Source organism: Allobosea sp. LjRoot90 (assembly GCF_964254315.1).
Lineage (GTDB): Bacteria > Pseudomonadota > Alphaproteobacteria > Rhizobiales > Beijerinckiaceae > Allobosea.
In genome coordinates, this window is the sequence record NZ_CAXUTF020000004.1 from 448742 (window position 1) to 465393 (window position 16652).

Consider the following 16652-nt stretch of genomic DNA (forward strand, 5'->3'; position numbering starts at 1 on the left):
CGCCAGAGACCGCCATGGCCCAGGATCGTACTCAACGGCTCGACGCCTTGCGCCGCAAGGGGCGGGCACAGGTGCTCGTCATCGGCGGCGGCATCAACGGCATCAGCACCTTCCGCGAGCTGGCGCTGAACGGCGTCGACGTCGTGCTGGTCGAGCGCGGCGACTTCATGAGCGGGGCGAGTTCCGCGCCCTCGCGGATGATCCATGGCGGCCTGCGCTACATGGAGAACGGCGAGTTCGCGCTGGTCAGGGAATCGCTGCGCGAGCGCAATCTGCTCCTGGCCAACGCGCCGCATCTCGTCAGCCCGCTGCCGACGCTGATCCCGGTCGCCGATCGCTTCTCCGGCGTGGTCGGCGCAGTGCGCCGCTTCCTTGGCGGGGAGGGGACGACGGGGGCTCGCGGCACCCTGATCATCAAGCTCGGGCTCTGCCTCTATGATCTCTATGCCGGCCGCGATAGCGGCGTGCCGCGCCACAGCTTCTTCGGCGGCCGCGAGACTCGGCGGCGCTGGCCGGCACTGCGCTCCGACATCGTCGGCAGCGCGCTCTATTACGATGCGCGGATCAGCCATCCGGAGCGGCTCGGCATCGAGCTCATCCTCGACAGCGAGCAGGCCTCGCCCAAGGCGCTGGCGCTCAATCATCTCGGCGTGGTCGGGCTGGAGCCGGGCGGCGCGGTGCTCGAGGATAGCCTGACCGGCGAGCGCTTCACGCTCGACGCCGACATCGTCGTCAACGCGACCGGTGCCTGGATCGACCTGACCAATGCAGGGCTGGCCGGGAAAGCGCCACGCCTGATCGGCGGCACCAAGGGCTCGCATCTCGTCATCGCCAACCGGCAGCTCTTTGAGGCGATCGGCGAGACGATGATCTACTTCGCCAATCGCGAAGGCCGGGTCTGCATCCTGTTCCGGCATCTCGGCCAGGTGCTTGCGGGCTCGACCGACATCAGCGTCGAGACGCCGGACGGGATACGCTGCGAGCCGGACGAAGCCGCCTATATCCTGGCCTCCATCGCCGAGGTCTTCCCGGATATTCCGATCGCGCAGGACGAGGTGATCTATCGCTTTTCCGGCGTGCGGCCGCTGCCCCGCAGCGGAAACAAGCTCAACGCCCGCATCTCCCGCGACCATAGCTGCGAATGGCTCGAACAGAATGCCGGCGCGCCCCGGCCCGTGCTCAACCTGATCGGCGGCAAGTGGACGACTTTTCGCGCCTTCGGCGCCGCGGCTGCCGACATGGTTCTCGCAAGGCTCGGCTCGCCGCGCCTAACGGCAACCGAGCACAGCGCGATCGGCGGTGGCCGCGACTATCCGGCGAGCAAACGGCGGCGGGCCTGGGTGGAGCGCGTTGCGGGCGCGGCGGGATTGGCCCGCGACGCGGCCGAGCGGCTGCTGGCGCGCTATGGCACCCGGATCGACGAATTCGGCTACAGGCTGGCCGGACGTGGCGACGAAGCCCTGGTCTCGCTGCCTGCCTATGGCCGCGGCGAGATCGCCTGGATCATCGACAATGAGCGGGCGGAGACTCTGGCCGACCTCGTGCTGCGCCGCCTGACCATCGCCTTCACCGGTGAGCTCTCGCATGCCGCGGTGATCGAACTGTCGACGGTGATGGCGGCAGCTCGCGGTTGGGACGAACGCCGACGCGTGGGCGAATGCGCCGCCCTCTTCGCCGAACTCAACAACAACCACGGCGTCAGCGAAGCGATGCTTCGCCGGCGCGATGCAGATCGGAAGGGTAGCGATGTACGATTCGAAGAAGGTCCGCATGAACCGGCTGTTCCACAACGGCAGGTGTCTTGACGTCGCGATCGACCACGGCGTCTGCAATGAGCCCTCCTTCCTCGGCGGGCTCGAGGACATGGGCGGGATCGTCGACGTGCTGGCGCAGGCCAGGCCGGACGCGATCCAGATGAATTACGGCCAGGCCGACCTGCTGCAGGCGCGGCCTGGCAAGGAAAAGCCGGCGCTGGTCATGCGCATCGACATGGGCAACCCTTACAACGCGCTGCGCCACCGCGAGATGTGGGCGGTGCTGCAGAATGCGCATGACCCGGTCGTGCCGGCCCTGAAACTCGACGCCGCCTGCGTCGTGGTCAACCTGTTCATGCTGCCGGACGAGCCGGCGCTGTTCCGCCAATGCGTCGAGAACATCGCCCGCGTCCGGCAGGATTGCGAGCGCTACGGCATGCCGCTGATGATCGAGCCCCTGGTGATGCAGCCCAATAGCGGGCGCGGCGGCTATCTCGTCGATGGCGATGCCGAGAAGATCGTCACGCTGGTGCGGCTCGCCCGCGAGATGGGCGCCGATATCATCAAGGCGGATCCGACTACCGACCCGGCCGATTTCGGCCGAGTCGTCGAGGCGGCGCGCTGCCCCGTGCTGGTGCGGGGCGGGGGCAAGGCCGATCTCAGGCAGGTCTTCGCCAACTCCTATCAGCTGATGCGTCAGGGCGCGCATGGCATGGTCTATGGTCGCAACATCTACCAGCATGCCTCGCCGAGCCGGGTCGTCAGGGCCCTGATGGCGATGATCCATGACGGCGTCGACGACGAGGCCGCCTGGCGGCTCTACGAGGATGGCGAATGACCGAGCTGCTTCTCGGCCTTGATGCCGGCAACACCGTCGTCAAGGCCGTGCTGTTCGATCGAAGCGGCAAGGTGGTCGGCAAGGCGGCACGCGATGGCCATTCGAGCAAGCCGGCGCCCGGCCATGTCGAGCGCGAGATCGGCGAGCTCTGGGACAATGCCGGCGAGGTGATCGCGGCCTGCCTGCGCGATGCCGGCGCAAAGGGCAGCGATGTCGCGGCCATCGGCACGGCCGGCCATGGCAACGGTCTTTATCTGCTCGACAGGCAAGGTGGGCCGCTGCTCGGCATCCAGTCGCTCGACACGCGCGCTGCCGAACTTGCGGCTGAGTGGCGGGCTGACGGCACGGGCGACGCGCTCTATCCGCTCTGCCTGCAGAAGCCCTGGCCCTCGCAGACGGCGACGCTGCTCGCCTGGGTCAAGCGCAACCGGCCGGAGATCTATGAACGGGCCGGCACCGCCTTCCTGTGCAAGGACGCGCTGACCTTCATGCTCACGGGCCGGATGGTGAGCGATTACTCCGACATGAGCGGCTGCGGGCTGATGCGCCTGCCCGAGCGTGACTACGACGCCGGACTGCTTGAGCGCTATGGACTTGCAGACGCGAAAGAGCTGCTGCCGCCGCTGGTGCAATCCGACGCGGTCGCCGGGACGGTGACGGGGGAAGCGGCGCGCCGCACTGGGCTCGCTATCGGCACGCCGGTCGCCGCCGGCTTCTTCGACATCGTCGCCAGCTCTGTCGGCGCCGGGGCGGCCGAGCCGGGGCAGGCCGCGATCGTGGTCGGGACCTGGGGCATCAACCAGATCATCCTCGATCGCCCTCTGGTCGATGAGCGCATCTTTCATGCCTGCACCTGGCGACCGGACCGCTATGTCGCGGTCGAGTCCAGTGCGACCTCGGCGGTCAATCTCGAATGGTTCGTGCACGAGATCCTCGGGGATCACGGTCCCGAAGCCTTTGCGCGCTGCAACGAGCTCGTCGCCTCGGTGACGCCGAGCGCCGACAGCCCGTTTTTTCATCCCTTCCTTTATGGCTCGAGCGCTGAGCCCAAGGCGCGCGCCGCCTTTCTCGGCGTCGCCGGCTGGCATGGCCGGGCCGAGATGCTGCATGCGCTCTATGAGGGCGTCGTCTTCGAGCATCGGCGCCATATCGATCGTCTCCGAGCCAACGGGGTCAGCTTCGACCGGGCGGTCCTGTCCGGCGGCGGCTCGCGCAGCACGGCCTGGTGCCAGATGTTCGCCGACGGCATCGGCGTGCCGGTCACGGTCGCCGAATGCGAGGAGACGGGTGCGCTCGGCGCGGCCATCGCGGCCGGCGTGGCGGCTGGCCTGTTCAGGGATATCGAGGCCGGCGTCGCGCAGATGGTCAGGGCCAGGCGCAGCTTCGTGCCGATCTGCCAAGACCGAAGGTTGAGTGATGCGCGCTACCGGCTCTACGCCGATCTTGCTACGACTCTGACAGCAAAGTGGCAGCGTTATCGATCGGAGGTCGCGTGAGCGTCCGTCGCCATCTCGGGTCCTGGGATTATGTCATCGTCGGTGCGGGCTCGGCGGGGTGCGTGCTGGCCAATCGCCTCAGCGCCGATCCGCGCAAGCGCGTGCTGCTGCTCGAGGCCGGTGGTTCCGACAACTACCACTGGATCCATATCCCGGTCGGCTATCTCTACTGCATGGGCAATCCCCGGACCGACTGGGGCTACAAGACGGCGCGGGAGCCGGGCCTCAACGGCCGCTCGCTCGCCTATCCGCGCGGCAAGGTGCTCGGCGGCTGCTCCTCGATCAACGGCATGATCTACATGCGCGGCCAGGCCGCCGATTATGATGGCTGGCGCCAGCTCGGCAATCCCGGCTGGGGCTGGGACGAGGTCCTGCCGCTGTTCCGCAAATCCGAGCGGCACCACAATCTCGACGGGCCGTTCCATGGCCGGGACGGCGAACTGCATGTCGAGCGCCAGCGCCTGTCCTGGCCGATCCTCGATGCCGTGCGCGAGGCGGCCGAGGAGATCGGCGTGCCGAAGATCGACGACTTCAATGCCGGCGACAATTTCGGCTCGTCCTATTTCGAGGTCAATCAGAAGGCCGGTTTCCGCTTCAATGCGGTGCGCGCCTTCCTCAGCCCGGTGCGTGGCCGCAGCAACCTGACCGTGCTGACCAAGGCACAGGCCGAGCGCATCCTCTTTTCCGGCAAGCGTGCGACCGGGCTCGAATTGCGCCTCAATGGCGAGTCCGTTCAGGTCGATGCCGCCGGCGAGCTGATCCTGTCGGCCGGCGCGATCGGCACGCCGCAATTGCTGCAGCTTTCCGGCGTCGGTTCCGGCGAACTTCTGTCGCAGCATGGCATCGCCGTCCGCCATGAATTGCCCGGTGTCGGCGAGAACCTGCAGGACCACCTCCAGATCCGCACGGTCTTCAAGATCACGGGCGCGTCGACGCTGAATGAGCGGCAGGCGACGCTGCGCGGCAAGATGGGCATCGCGCTCGAATATGCGCTGCGCCGCTCCGGGCCGATGGCGATGGCGCCGAGCCAGCTCGGCATCTTCATGCGCTCCGACGAACGCTTCGCCACGCCGAACATCGAGTTCCACGTCCAGCCGCTGTCGCTGGAGCGCTTCGGCCAGCCGCTCGACGCCTTTCCGGCGATCACGGTCTCGGTGTGCAATCTCCGGCCGGATTCACGCGGCCATGTCCGGATCGCCTCGAATGATCCGGCGGAGCATCCGAGCATTGCGCCCAATTATCTTTCGACCGAGAGCGATCGCGAGGTCGCGGCCGCTTCCATCGTTGCGGCACGCCAGCTGATGCATACGGAGCGGTTGCGCGCGTACCGGCCGGAGGAGCTCAAGCCTGGCGCCGGCATCCAGGACGCCGCGGCGCTGGCGCAGGCGGCCGGCGACATCGCGACGACGATCTTCCACCCGGTCGGCACCGCCAAGATGGGCACCGACGCGATGGCGGTGGTCGATCCCGAGTTGCGCGTACACGGTCTCGAAGGCTTGCGTGTCGTCGACTGCTCGATCATGCCAACGATCGTTTCCGGCAATACCCACGCCCCGGCGGTGATGATCGCCGAGAAGGCGGCGCAGCTGATCGCAGCTGCGGCGGGGGCCGTTCCAACCGGGCGCTCGCCGGGCGCCCGCCTTTCAGTGGCAGGCGCTTAACTTCGCTAGGGCAGGGGTTGCCGCCAGCTCGGCTCAGTCGACATCGGCGGGCGTAAGGCGCTGGACGTAGCGCCTCAGCAGCGCTTCGAACGCCGCGAGCGCGGGCGTTACCGAGCGGCCACTGGGCCGGATCATGACGATGTCGCGCGCGATCGTCGGATTGGACAGCGGCCGGGCGATGACCCTGCGATGCGGCGCCGCGGCGCGCGCATAGGTCGGCAGCACGGCGACGCCGAGGCGTGCCTCGACCAGTGCCAGCGCCGTGGTGATCTGCGAGACCTCATAGGCCGGCGTCAGCGGCATTCCGACCGTCTCATAGGCGACCTCGACCAGGAGTCGGATGCCGCTGTCGCGCGTCAGGGTGATCAGCGGCTCGCCTTGCAGCTCGCGCCAGTCGACCGTCGCTGTGGCGAATCGGCTGCTGGGGCTGCAGAACAACATCAGGCTGTCGCGCGCCATCGGGATGCGCTCGATGCCATCCTCCACGGCTGCGAAGGTTCCGAGGCCGCAATCGGCCCGGCCGATGCGTACGGCTTCGACGATCGTGTCCGTGCGCGCGTCGATCAGGGCGATTTGGATGCCGGGATAGCGCTCGCGCATCTCCGCGATTGCCTCGGGGAGGATCGCCGCGGCGAGCAGCGGCGGGGCGGCGACGGTGATCCGGCCGCGCCTGCGCTCGGCGAGGTCGTTGGCGTTCTGGATGGCGAGGTCGAGGTCGTGGACGATCTTGGCCGATGCGCCCTGGAACTCCCGGCCACCCTCCGTCAGCTCGACCCGGCGCGTCGTGCGGTCGAAGAGACGGACCCCCAGGGCGTGCTCCAGCTCGCGCACGAGCTGTGACAGCGCCGGCTGCGCCATGTGCAGCCGCTCCGCCGCCTTGGTGAAGGTGCCCAACTCGGCAACGGCGAGGAAGGCCTGAATCTGTCGCAGCGTGACCGCCATGGCTGATTTATAATCAGATTATCTGAATTAAGACAAATAAGCTGAATTCCATATGGTCAGAGCCTTGGCCATCATGCCTCGACATCACGCCGAGCGCCGCTCCGATCGAGGCTTTTCATGACCGCCTACCCAGACCTCAAGCTCTATATCGGCGGAGCCTGGCGCAAGACCTCCGACAGCCTGCCGGTGCTCAACCCGGCCGATGAGAATGTGATCGGCGCCGTCCCCGTGGCGAGCCGCGCCGACCTCGACGATGCGCTGGCGGCGGCCAAAGAGGGCTTCAAGGTCTGGAGTCGGACCTCGCCGCGGGCTCGCGGCGAGATCATGCTCAAGGCCGCGGCGCTAATGCGCGCCCGCATCGACGAGATCGCCCATGCGATCACGCTTGAGCACGGCAAGCCCTTCGCTCAGGCGCAGCTTGAGGTGATCCGCGGCTGCGAGTTCTTCGAATGGGACGCGGCAGAAGGCCAACGGACCTATGGCCGGGTCATCCCGAGCGAGCCGGGCATCAAATACGTGGTGATGCACCAGCCGATCGGCATGGTCGCGGCCTTCTCGCCCTGGAATTTCCCGATGAGCCAGCCGGCGCGCAAGATCGCCGGTGCGCTCGCGGCCGGCTGCTCGATCATCCTGAAGGCGGCTGAGGAGACTCCGGCCGGAGCGCTCCACATCGCCCGCGCCTTGCACGATGCCGGCCTGCCGCCGGGCGTGTTCAACCTGGTCTTCGGTATCCCGGCCGAGATCTCGCAATATCTGATCCCGCAGGAGCAGACCCGGCTGATCGCCTTCACCGGCTCGACGGCGGTCGGCAAGCATCTGACCCGGATCGCCGCCGACCATATGAAGCCGGTGCTGATGGAGCTCGGTGGCCATGCGCCGGTGATCGTCTGCGACGATGTCGACCCGGTGGCGGCGGCCACGGCCTCGGCGATCCGCAAGTCGCGCAATACCGGCCAGGTCTGCACCTCGCCGACACGCTTTTTCGTGCAGAAGCCGATCTACGAGGCCTTCGCCAGGACCTTCGCCGAGAAGGCGCGGTCCGTGGTGGTCGGCAACGGTCTCGACAGCGCAACACAGATGGGTCCGCTCGCCAACCACCGCCGTATCGAGGCGATGGAGACATTGGTCGCCGACGCCAGGGCCAAGGGTGCCCGCGTGCTCGCCGGCGGCGAGCGCATCGGCAATCGCGGCTATTTCTTCCCAGTCACTGTGCTGGCCGACGTGCCGGACGAAGCCCGCGCCATGCGCGAAGAGCCGTTCGGGCCGCTGGCCCTGATCAGCCCGGTTTCCTCGCTCGACGAGGCGATCGAGAAGGCGAATTCACTGCCCTTCGGCCTCGCCGCCTACGCCTTCACCCATTCCGCAGGCAATGCCGACCGCATCGCCGACGGGATCGAGGCCGGCAACGTCTCGATCAACACGCTCGAGGCCTCGGTGGCCGAGACGCCTTTCGGTGGCGTCAAGGATAGCGGCTATGGCCGCGAGGGCGGCGCCGAGGGGCTTGCGCACTACACGGTCATCAAGACCGTCTCGCATCGCATGGCGATCTAGCCGCGAACGAGGAGGAGGCAGTCGCATGAACTACGCCAGGAAAGACGCCAAGGCTTACGCCCGCGCCAACATGAAGGGCATCTGGGCGGCGGCGCTGACGCCCTTCACGCCGTCGCTTGCCATTGACGAGGATGGCGTGCGTGAGAACATCCGGCACTGGACCGAGGATCTGAAGATCGACGGCCTGTTCATCGCCGGCAAGCAGGGCGAGTTCTTTTCGATGTCGGTCGAGGAGCGCAAGCGCAGCTTCGAGCTCGCGGTCGAGGCGACGGCTGGCCGCGGCCAGACGATCATGTCCTGCTCCGACCAGAACATGGATGTCGTCATCGACCTCGCGAAGCACGCGCAGAAGGTCGGTGCCGACTACATCGTCGTGCACGCGCCGCTGCTGCACTTCTTCAAGGCGCAGGACGAGACGCTCTACGAATACTACCGGACGATCGCCGAACAGGTCGATATCGGCATCGCGCTCTGGAGCCATCCCGACAGCGGCTATCTGATGAGCCCGCAGCTCTGCAATCGCCTCGCCGATATCGAGAATGTCGTCGCGATCAAGTACAGCGTGCCGCGCGCCATGTATGCCGAGCTCACCCGGCTCGCCGGTGACCGCATCCTGGTCAGCACCGCCTCGGAGGAGGAATGGCTCGACAACATCGTCGAGCTCGGCTGGCAGGTCTATCTCTGCTCCTCGCCGCCCTATCTGATCCAGAGCGCGAACGATCTGCGCATGCGCGAATACACCGATCTCGCCTTTGCCGGCGAGGTCGAGAAGGCGCAGGCCGTGCGCGACAGTCTCCATCCCGTGCGCGAGGCGCTGCGCGTGACGCGGCCGGCCGAGAAGCCGCATGCACATCAGAAATACTGGCAGGAATTGCTGGGCCAGGTCGGTGGGCGCGTGCGAGCGCCCCTGCTGGAGCTGACGGAAACCGAGAAGGCGGCGACGCGTGCTGCCTTCGAGAGCTGCGGGCTGAAGCTCGCCGCGGGCCCGCCGTTGGCGAAGGCCGGCTGAAATTCGAGTAGGACGGCATTAACGGGAGAGGTGAAGCGATGGCGACCGAAGGACGGCTCAAGGCCTTCAACTTCAAGAAGTGGATCGAGGAGAACGAGCACCTGCTGAAGCCGCCGGTCGGCAACAAGAAGGTGTTCGACGATGGCCAGATGACCGTGATGGTCGTCGGTGGCCCGAACCAGCGCGCCGACTACCATGACGACCCGGTGGAGGAGTTCTTCTACCAGCTCAAGGGCGACATGATGCTGAAGCTGGTCGACAACGGGCAGCATTACGACGTCACGGTCCGCGAGGGCGACGTCTTCCTGCTGCCGCCGCATGTGCGCCATTCGCCGCAACGCCCGCAGGAGGGCTCGATCGGGCTCGTGGTCGAGCCGGCGCGCCATGCCGACCAGGTCGACGGCTTTGAATGGTATTGCTTCGAGTGCAATGGCCTGGTGCACCGCATCGAGCTGAAGGTCGGGGATCTCGTGAAGGACCTGCCGCCGCTCTACGAAGCCTTCTTCGCCGACGAGAAAGCCCGGACCTGCAAGCAGTGCGGCGCCCTCCATCCCGGCAGGAAGCCGCCGGCCGGTTGGGTCGCGCTCTGAGCAAAGGCGAAGGCGCCGGCTCGCCCGGCGCCTCGACGCGCTTGCGCGCCGATCCAAAATTGTTTTAAGCTTAAAATAATTTCGAACATTCCGACGCACAGTGATCGGAGGAGGGGAACCATGCAGAACCGTAAATCAGTATGCCTGGGATTAATCCTGGCAGCCGCCGTCGCCTTGCCGGCGCTCGCTCAGCAAGCGCCGGTCAAGATCGGCATGGTCACGACGCTGTCCGGACCGGGCGGCTATCTCGGCCAGGATATTCGTGATGCCTTCAGGCTCGCGATCGAGATGGGCGGCGGCAAGCTCGGCGGTGTGCCGGTCGAGCTCGTCGTCGAGGACGACGCGCTGAAGCCCGGCCAGGGCAAACAGATCGCCGAGAAGATGCTGAAGACCGACGGCATCAAGATCATGACCGGCATCGTCTTCTCGAACGTCGCCGGCGCGACCGTGCCCGATATCGTCGATGCCGGCGCGCTTTATGTCAGCCCCAACGCGGCGCCGTCGAACTTCGCCGGCAAGGAGTGCAACGAGAACTACTTCGTCGTCTCCTGGCAGAACGACAGCCTGCACGAGAGCGCCGGCCAGCACGCCACCAATCTCGGCTACAAGAAGGCCTTCATCCTCGCCCCGAACTACCAGGCCGGCAAGGATGCGCTCTCCGGCTTCAAGCGCCTGTTCAAGGGCGAGATCGCCGGCGAGGTCTATACTAGGCTCGACCAGACCGATTTCGCACCGGAGATGGCACAGATCCGCTCGGCCAATCCCGACGTGGTCTTCCAGTTCCATCCGGGCGGGCTCGGCATCGCCTTCCTGCGCCAGTACCAGCAGGCCGGCCTCCTCGGCAAAGTCCCGATGGTGCTGGCCGAGCCATCGCTCGACGCGACGACGCTCAAGGCCGTCGGCGAGGCCGCGCTCGGGCTCAGCGTGACCGCCCATTGGAACACCGACTTCGACAACGCCTCGAACAAGGCCTTCGTCGAAGCCTGGACCAAGGCCTACAATCGCGTGCCGACCTACTACGCCAGCCAGGGCTATGACACTGCGCTCGCCATCGCCTCGGCACTGAAGGCGACCGGCGGCAAGGCCGATGTACCGGTGCTGCGCAAGGCGCTGGCCAAGGCCGATTTCCAGTCGGTGCGCGGCGCCTTCAAGTTCGGCACCAACCAGCATCCGATCCAGGACTGGTATGCGCTCAAGGTCGAGAAGGGCGCGGACGGAACTCCGGTGCTGAAGACGTCAGGCAAGGTGCTGAGCAATCACGGCGACGCCTACGCCAAGGATTGCAAGCTCTGAAATCACGATAAGCTCCCGCATCGACGGGGTGGGCCGCTGCCGGCCCATCCCGTTGCCAGCCGGACGTAACCACAATGACGCTCATTCTCGAACAACTGCTCAACGGCCTGCAGTTCGGCGTGATGCTGTTCCTGCTCGCCGCCGGGCTGACACTGATCTTCGGCATCATGGGCGTGATCAATCTCGCCCATGGCTCGCTCTACATGGTCGGCGCCTATGCAGCCGCCTTCGCCGCGGCGCAGACCGGCTCGGTCTTTCTCGCCATCCTTGCGGGCCTTGCGGCGGCAGCTCTGGTCGGCATGGCAATGGAATTGTTCGTGCTGCGCCGGCTCTATGCCCGTGACCATCTCGACCAGGTGCTGGCGACCTTCGCGCTCATCCTGATCTTCAACCAGAGCGTGACGATCCTGTTCGGGCGCCAGCCGCTCTTCGTCTCGGTGCCGCCGGCGCTCAACGGCTCGGTCGAATTGCTGCCCGGGCTGATCTATCCGGTCTACCGCCTCATCATCATCGCAGTCGGCCTTGCCGTCGCGCTCGGGCTCTATCTGCTGATCAACCGCACCCGCATCGGCATGCTGGTCAGAGCCGGCGCGACGCATCGCGAGATGGTCCGCGCGCTCGGCGTCGACATCCGCCTGCTCTACACCGCCGTATTCGGGCTCGGGGCCCTGCTCGCCGGTCTTGCCGGATTGATGGCCGGGCCGATTCTGGCCGTGCAGGTCGGCATGGGCGAGCAGATCCTGATCATGACCTTCGTCGTCGTGGTGATCGGCGGCGTCGGCTCGATCCGCGGTGCCTTCTTCGGTGCCCTGCTCGTCGGCCTTGTCGACACGTCCCTGCGCGCCTTCCTGCCCGGCTTGCTGCGCCAGGTTATGGCCGGCTCGGAGGCCGATGCGCTCGGTGCGGGCCTCGCCTCGATGGGCATCTACATGCTGATGGCCGTGGTGCTGCTGGTGCGGCCCAAGGGACTCTTCCCCGCCAATGTCTGAGGACGCCATTACCCACGCTGGTCCAGCTGCGCCGAATGCAGGCCGCGCTTTGGCGCTGCTCGCGCTGGCCCTCGCCCTCGTCGCCTTGCCCTTCCTCGTCCAGGCGCTCGGCCAGCCGGCGCTGGTGCCGCTGGCGACGCGCGTGCTGATCTATGCGATCGCCGCCGCCAGCCTCAATCTGGCGCTGGGCTTCGGCGGCATGGTCTCGTTCGGGCACGCCGCCTTCTTCGGGGTAGGCGGCTACGTCGTCGGCATCCTCTACCGGACCTACGTCGACGACGGGCTCTTCCTTGGCCTGATCCCGGGAACGAGCCAGCTCCTCGTCACGCTGCCGGCCGCGATCCTGGTCGGCGGGCTGCTGGCCCTGCTGATCGGCGCGCTGTGCCTGCGCACCAGCGGCGTGCAGTTCATCATGATCACGCTCGCCTTCGCGCAGATGCTGTTCTTCCTGTTCGTCTCGCTCAAGGCCTATGGCGGCGATGACGGCATGACGATCCGCCGCCGCAACGAGCTCTTCGGCCTCAACACCCGCGATGACATCACCTTCTATTTCATCTGCCTTGCCGTCGCGGCGCTGGTCTTCCTGGCGCTCTGGCGTATCATCGGCTCGCGCTTCGGCATGGTGCTGGCCGGCATCCGCCAGAACGAGCGGCGCATGGCGGCGATCGGCATCGCGCCCTATCGCTACAAGCTCGCTGCCTTCGTGATCTCCGGCATGGGCACCGGCCTCGCCGGCGCGCTGATGGCGAATTATCTACGCTTCGTCAGCCCGGATATGCTGCACTGGACCAAGTCGGGCGAGCTGATGATCATGGTCATCCTCGGCGGCGTCGGCACCTTGCTCGGCCCGCTCTTCGGCGCCGCAGCCCTCGTCATCCTCGAGACGGTGCTGACCTCCTGGACCGAGCATTGGCAGCTCATCCTCGGCCCGATCCTGCTGCTGGTGGTCCTGTTCACGCAGGGCGGGCTCAACGGGCTGTTCAACCGGCTCGGCATCGGCAGGAGCGAGCGATGAGCCAGCCGCTCCTCTCAGTCCGCGGGCTGCGCAAGCGCTTCGGCGGACTGATCGCCACCGACAGCGTCGATCTCGATGTCGTCGAGGGCGAGATCCACGCGCTGATCGGCCCCAACGGCGCCGGCAAGACCACGCTGCTGACCCAGCTCTTCGGCGAGCTCAGCCACGATGCCGGTGAGATCAGGCTGGATGGCGAGCCGATCGACACGCTGGCGACGCCGCAGCGCGTCCGCCGCGGCCTCGCCCGCACCTTCCAGATCAACCAGCTCCTGCCGGACTTCACCATGCTCGACAATGTCGCGCTCGCGGTGCAGGCGCGGCAGGGGCACAGCTTCCGCTTCTTCGCCGATGCCCGCTGCGACAAGAGCCTGCGCCAGCGCGCCCGCGAGCATCTGACCGCTGCCGGCCTCGCGCATCGGGCCGAGGTCAAGGTCGCCGACCTCTCCCATGGCGAGCAGAAGCAGCTCGAATTTGCCATCGCGCTCGCCTGCGAGCCACGCCTGCTATTGCTCGACGAGCCGATGGCGGGTCTTGGCCACGCCGAGAGCGAGCAGATGGTCGCGATGCTCCTGGGGTTGAAGGGGCGCGTCACCATGCTCTTGGTCGAGCACGACATGGACGCGGTCTTCGCGCTCGCCGACCGGATCTCGGTGCTGGTCTATGGCCGCATCATCGCGACCGGGACGGCGGAGGAAATCCGCGACAACCAGGACGTCCGCATCGCCTATCTCGGCGAGGGAGATGCCTGATGCTGAGCGTGCGCAACCTGCAATCGGCCTATGGTGCGAGCCAGGTGCTGTTCGATGTCGGCCTCGACATCGGCGATGGCGAGGTCGTGACCCTGCTCGGCCGCAACGGCATGGGCAAGACCACGACGGTGCGCTCGATCATGGGGCTGCTGGCGCCCAAAGGCGGCGAGATCAGCTTCGACGGCCGCGCTCTCCAGGGTAGCGCGCCCGAAGTCATCGCCCGCTGTGGCGTCGGCCTCGTGCCGGAAGGCAGGCAGGTCTTCCCAACGCTGAGCGTGCGGGAGAACCTCGTCGCCACCGCCGCGAACCGGCTCGGGCGCGCTTCGCCTTGGACGCTAAGCCGTGTCTACGCCCTGTTCCCGCGGCTTCAGGAGCGCGCCGGCCAATCCGCCCGCACACTGTCTGGCGGCGAGCAGCAGATGCTCGCGATCGGCCGGGCGCTGATGACCAATCCGAAGCTCTTGATCCTCGACGAGGCGACCGAGGGGCTGGCGCCGGTGATCCGGGCCGAGATCTGGCGCTGCCTCGAGGCGCTCAAGGCGCAGGGGCAATCGATCCTGCTGATCGACAAGAACATCGCCGTGCTCAAGCGCCTCGCCGATCGCCACTACATCATCGAGAAGGGGCGCACGGTCTGGTCCGGCTGCAGCGCCGAACTCGCGGCCCAGGCGGAGATGGTGCATCGCTATGTCGGCGTCTGAGACCAATGTGCTGGAACTCGTCGCGGAGAGCGCCGAGGCCGATCCGGTCGAAGCCCTGCGCGAGGCACTGAGCGCCCTTCTCGACGGCATGATCGCCGCCGGCCGCGGACCGCATCATCTGCTCGAGATGAGCTGGTCCTCGGAGCAGCCCGCGGCCTTTCACCTCTCCCGTCACGAGATCGAGCTGGCCTATCGCGAGGTTCTCATCGGCTTCCGGCCCCCGATCCGACTGTTGCCGAAGGATGAGCCCGGCCTGACGGTGCGTGCCCGCCTTGCCGAACCGGGGCCGCTGCCTGACATCCAGGTCGGCGGCTATGGCCTGCGCGAACTTGCCCGTCAGTACAGCCCGCGCCTGCAGGCCGACATGAAGGCGCTGTTCCGGCAATGGAGCCGCGACGGCGCGGCCTTCCGCGCCGGTCATGCCGGGCTCGACCTCGCCTATGGTCCGGGCCGCTTCGAGACACTCGATCTCTATCGCCCGGCCGGTGTGCAGCGCGCTCCGATCTTCGTCTTCGTCCATGGCGGCTATTGGCAGGCCTCAGACAAGATCCAGCACGCTCAGTTCGCCCAGGGCCTGCTCGACGCCGGTTTCGCGGTCGCCATGCCGAATTACGGGCTGGCGCCGGACACAACCCTCGAAGAGAGCATTGCGCAAACCGTCGCGGCGCTGAGCTTTCTCGTCCAGGAAGCCGAGGCGCTCGGACTCGATCCAGCACAGCTGCATCTCTGCGGCCATTCAGCTGGAGCGCATCTGGCCGCCATGGCGCTGGCCTCGCCTGGCTGTCCGCCGGTCAGCTCCGCGCTGCTGCTCTCCGGGCTCTATCATCTCGAGCCGCTCGGGCATCTGCCGATCGGCCGCCTGCTCGGGCTGGGCGATATCGAGCGCGCGGCGCGGCTCAGCCCGCTCGGGCGGCCGCGGCCAACCGGAATGCGCCTCGGCTTTGCCGTCGGCGAAGGCGAGAGCGAGGCGTTCAAACAGCAATCGGCGGCGCTCGCCGCGGCCTGGCATGCGCCCAAGCCACAGATCTGCCCGGGGCACCATTTCAGCATGCTCGACGGGTTGAACGGCGGCGTCTTGCTCGACCTCGCATTGCAAACGGCCGCACGCCAATGACGAGCCGCCGGCGCAAGCCTCTTCGGGTTGCCCTGATCGGCTGGGGCGCGATCAACCGACGTGTCGCCGAGTTGCTATCGAGTGCGCAGGAGGCTCGCGATATCGCCATCGTCGCCATCGGCGTTCGCTCGATCGCGCGCGCCGACGACATCCCGGCTGGCGCGGAGCTCGTGACCGACCCCGAGCAGCTTGCAGGGCTTGACCTCGACCTCGTGGTGGAGGCCGCCGGCCGGGTGGCGGTGGCGGTCTGGGGCGAGGCTGCCCTGCGCTTCGCGCCCGCCTTCGCGATCGCATCGGCCAGCGCGCTGACTGATGCCGCGCTGCTCGATCGCCTCCTGGCGACAGCCGAGACTTGTGGCAGTCAGATTCTCCTGCCCCCGGGTGCGCTCGCCGGGGTCGACGCCATCGCGGCCGCATCGGCGCTGCCGCTCGACGAGGTCGTCCACAGCATCGTCAAACCGCCCGCGGCCTGGCGTGGCACGCCGGCGGAAGAGACGGTCGCGCTCGACGCACTCAGCGCGCCGGTGACCTTCTTCACCGGCTCGGCCCGCGAGGCGGCGGTTCGCTTTCCTCAGAACGCCAATGTCGCGGTGATCTCGGCGCTTGCCGGCATCGGCCTCGACAGGACCCGCGTCGAGCTCGTCGCCGATCCCGGTATCGCCGCGAACTGCCATCGCTTGAGCGTATGCGGCGCCTTCGGTCGCCTGAACCTCACGATCGAGAACAGGCCGCTTGCCGGAAATCCGAAGTCATCGGAGATGGCGGCACTCAGCCTCGTCAGGGCAATCAGGAACAAGTCCGCGCTGCTTTCTCAGTAGAGTGCCCGGATTGGGCTCTGGTTCTCTATAAACAGAGCATCCGACCTATAAGCGGCTGAAACTGTCGAAATGGTCGGCCGGGATCGACTGGTGAAGCAGCCGCGCTGACGTGATCCGGAGCGCTTCGCCCTG

At 67.0% G+C, this 16652-nt stretch carries 15 protein-coding genes; 14 read left to right on the forward strand and 1 reads right to left on the reverse strand.

Translation table 11 applies throughout. The annotated features are described in order from the left end of the window. Window positions 1–14 precede the first annotated feature (14 nt). Genes ACSQ3M_RS17570 through ACSQ3M_RS17585 form a run of 4 tightly spaced genes read left to right on the forward strand, consistent with a single transcriptional unit; the run spans window position 15 to window position 5749 of the window. Window positions 15–1805 (forward strand): FAD-dependent oxidoreductase, encoded by a 1791-nt coding sequence (locus ACSQ3M_RS17570; RefSeq protein ID WP_436151350.1) that lies wholly within the window; start codon window positions 15–17, stop codon window positions 1803–1805. Continuing rightward, entirely contained in the window at window positions 1747–2592 is an 846-nt protein-coding gene (locus ACSQ3M_RS17575; RefSeq protein WP_436151351.1) for a class I fructose-bisphosphate aldolase, read from the forward strand. The genes ACSQ3M_RS17570 and ACSQ3M_RS17575 overlap by 59 nt, the downstream gene beginning before the upstream one ends. After that, window positions 2589–4088 (forward strand): FGGY-family carbohydrate kinase, encoded by a 1500-nt coding sequence (locus ACSQ3M_RS17580; RefSeq protein ID WP_436151352.1) that lies wholly within the window; start codon window positions 2589–2591, stop codon window positions 4086–4088. Before ACSQ3M_RS17575 ends, ACSQ3M_RS17580 begins: the two co-directional genes overlap by 4 nt. Continuing rightward, window positions 4085–5749, forward strand: a complete 1665-nt coding sequence (locus tag ACSQ3M_RS17585; RefSeq protein ID WP_436151353.1) for a GMC family oxidoreductase — start codon at window positions 4085–4087, stop codon at window positions 5747–5749. Before ACSQ3M_RS17580 ends, ACSQ3M_RS17585 begins: the two co-directional genes overlap by 4 nt. A 33-nt stretch (window positions 5750–5782) precedes the next feature. On the opposite strand, the gene ACSQ3M_RS17590 is transcribed toward ACSQ3M_RS17585, so the two are convergent. Continuing rightward, window positions 5783–6691, reverse strand: coding sequence for a LysR family transcriptional regulator (locus ACSQ3M_RS17590; protein WP_436151354.1), 909 nt, complete (start codon window positions 6689–6691; stop codon window positions 5783–5785). 117 nt (window positions 6692–6808) lie between these two features. Between ACSQ3M_RS17590 and ACSQ3M_RS17595 the strand changes: the two genes are divergently transcribed. The 10 genes from ACSQ3M_RS17595 to ACSQ3M_RS17640 all read left to right on the forward strand — a co-directional run bounded on the left by ACSQ3M_RS17595 (window position 6809) and on the right by ACSQ3M_RS17640 (window position 16520). After that, a complete protein-coding gene (locus ACSQ3M_RS17595) occupies window positions 6809–8242 on the forward strand; it encodes an NAD-dependent succinate-semialdehyde dehydrogenase (RefSeq protein WP_436151355.1) in 1434 nt (477 codons plus the stop codon). A gap of 25 nt (window positions 8243–8267) precedes the next feature. Next, a complete protein-coding gene (locus ACSQ3M_RS17600) occupies window positions 8268–9251 on the forward strand; it encodes a dihydrodipicolinate synthase family protein (RefSeq protein WP_436151356.1) in 984 nt (327 codons plus the stop codon). Between the two features lie 38 nt (window positions 9252–9289). Then, on the forward strand, window positions 9290–9841 hold the full coding sequence (locus ACSQ3M_RS17605) for a 3-hydroxyanthranilate 3,4-dioxygenase (protein WP_436151357.1): 552 nt from the start codon (window positions 9290–9292) through the stop codon (window positions 9839–9841). Window positions 9842–9961: 120 nt separating this feature from the next. Beyond that, complete coding sequence (locus ACSQ3M_RS17610; protein WP_436151358.1) at window positions 9962–11134, forward strand: ABC transporter substrate-binding protein; 1173 nt, start codon at window positions 9962–9964, stop codon at window positions 11132–11134. Window positions 11135–11208: 74 nt separating this feature from the next. After that, complete coding sequence (locus ACSQ3M_RS17615; protein ID WP_436151359.1) at window positions 11209–12123, forward strand: branched-chain amino acid ABC transporter permease; 915 nt, start codon at window positions 11209–11211, stop codon at window positions 12121–12123. After that, window positions 12116–13138 (forward strand): branched-chain amino acid ABC transporter permease, encoded by a 1023-nt coding sequence (locus ACSQ3M_RS17620; protein WP_436151360.1) that lies wholly within the window; start codon window positions 12116–12118, stop codon window positions 13136–13138. The genes ACSQ3M_RS17615 and ACSQ3M_RS17620 overlap by 8 nt, the downstream gene beginning before the upstream one ends. Further along, window positions 13135–13887, forward strand: a complete 753-nt coding sequence (locus ACSQ3M_RS17625; protein WP_436151361.1) for an ABC transporter ATP-binding protein — start codon at window positions 13135–13137, stop codon at window positions 13885–13887. Before ACSQ3M_RS17620 ends, ACSQ3M_RS17625 begins: the two co-directional genes overlap by 4 nt. Continuing rightward, entirely contained in the window at window positions 13887–14588 is a 702-nt protein-coding gene (locus tag ACSQ3M_RS17630; RefSeq protein ID WP_436151362.1) for an ABC transporter ATP-binding protein, read from the forward strand. The genes ACSQ3M_RS17625 and ACSQ3M_RS17630 overlap by 1 nt, the downstream gene beginning before the upstream one ends. Beyond that, window positions 14575–15702: an alpha/beta hydrolase gene (locus ACSQ3M_RS17635; RefSeq protein WP_436151363.1), complete on the forward strand. Its 1128-nt coding sequence runs from the start codon at window positions 14575–14577 to the stop codon at window positions 15700–15702. Before ACSQ3M_RS17630 ends, ACSQ3M_RS17635 begins: the two co-directional genes overlap by 14 nt. After that, window positions 15699–16520, forward strand: a complete 822-nt coding sequence (locus ACSQ3M_RS17640; protein WP_436151364.1) for an aspartate dehydrogenase — start codon at window positions 15699–15701, stop codon at window positions 16518–16520. Before ACSQ3M_RS17635 ends, ACSQ3M_RS17640 begins: the two co-directional genes overlap by 4 nt. Window positions 16521–16652: the final 132 nt, after the last annotated feature.

Coding starts and splice junctions, on each gene's coding strand:
- ACSQ3M_RS17590 (WP_436151354.1), bottom strand. CDS start 6,691: ATGGCGGTCACGCTGCGACAGATTCAGGCCTTCCTCGCCGTTGCCGAG.
- ACSQ3M_RS17580 (WP_436151352.1), top strand. CDS start 2,589: ATGACCGAGCTGCTTCTCGGCCTTGATGCCGGCAACACCGTCGTCAAG.
- ACSQ3M_RS17630 (WP_436151362.1), top strand. CDS start 13,887: ATGCTGAGCGTGCGCAACCTGCAATCGGCCTATGGTGCGAGCCAGGTG.
- ACSQ3M_RS17575 (WP_436151351.1), top strand. CDS start 1,747: ATGTACGATTCGAAGAAGGTCCGCATGAACCGGCTGTTCCACAACGGC.
- ACSQ3M_RS17595 (WP_436151355.1), top strand. CDS start 6,809: ATGACCGCCTACCCAGACCTCAAGCTCTATATCGGCGGAGCCTGGCGC.
- ACSQ3M_RS17615 (WP_436151359.1), top strand. CDS start 11,209: ATGACGCTCATTCTCGAACAACTGCTCAACGGCCTGCAGTTCGGCGTG.
- ACSQ3M_RS17570 (WP_436151350.1), top strand. CDS start 15: ATGGCCCAGGATCGTACTCAACGGCTCGACGCCTTGCGCCGCAAGGGG.
- ACSQ3M_RS17620 (WP_436151360.1), top strand. CDS start 12,116: ATGTCTGAGGACGCCATTACCCACGCTGGTCCAGCTGCGCCGAATGCA.
- ACSQ3M_RS17600 (WP_436151356.1), top strand. CDS start 8,268: ATGAACTACGCCAGGAAAGACGCCAAGGCTTACGCCCGCGCCAACATG.
- ACSQ3M_RS17605 (WP_436151357.1), top strand. CDS start 9,290: ATGGCGACCGAAGGACGGCTCAAGGCCTTCAACTTCAAGAAGTGGATC.
- ACSQ3M_RS17635 (WP_436151363.1), top strand. CDS start 14,575: ATGTCGGCGTCTGAGACCAATGTGCTGGAACTCGTCGCGGAGAGCGCC.
- ACSQ3M_RS17610 (WP_436151358.1), top strand. CDS start 9,962: ATGCAGAACCGTAAATCAGTATGCCTGGGATTAATCCTGGCAGCCGCC.
- ACSQ3M_RS17625 (WP_436151361.1), top strand. CDS start 13,135: ATGAGCCAGCCGCTCCTCTCAGTCCGCGGGCTGCGCAAGCGCTTCGGC.
- ACSQ3M_RS17640 (WP_436151364.1), top strand. CDS start 15,699: ATGACGAGCCGCCGGCGCAAGCCTCTTCGGGTTGCCCTGATCGGCTGG.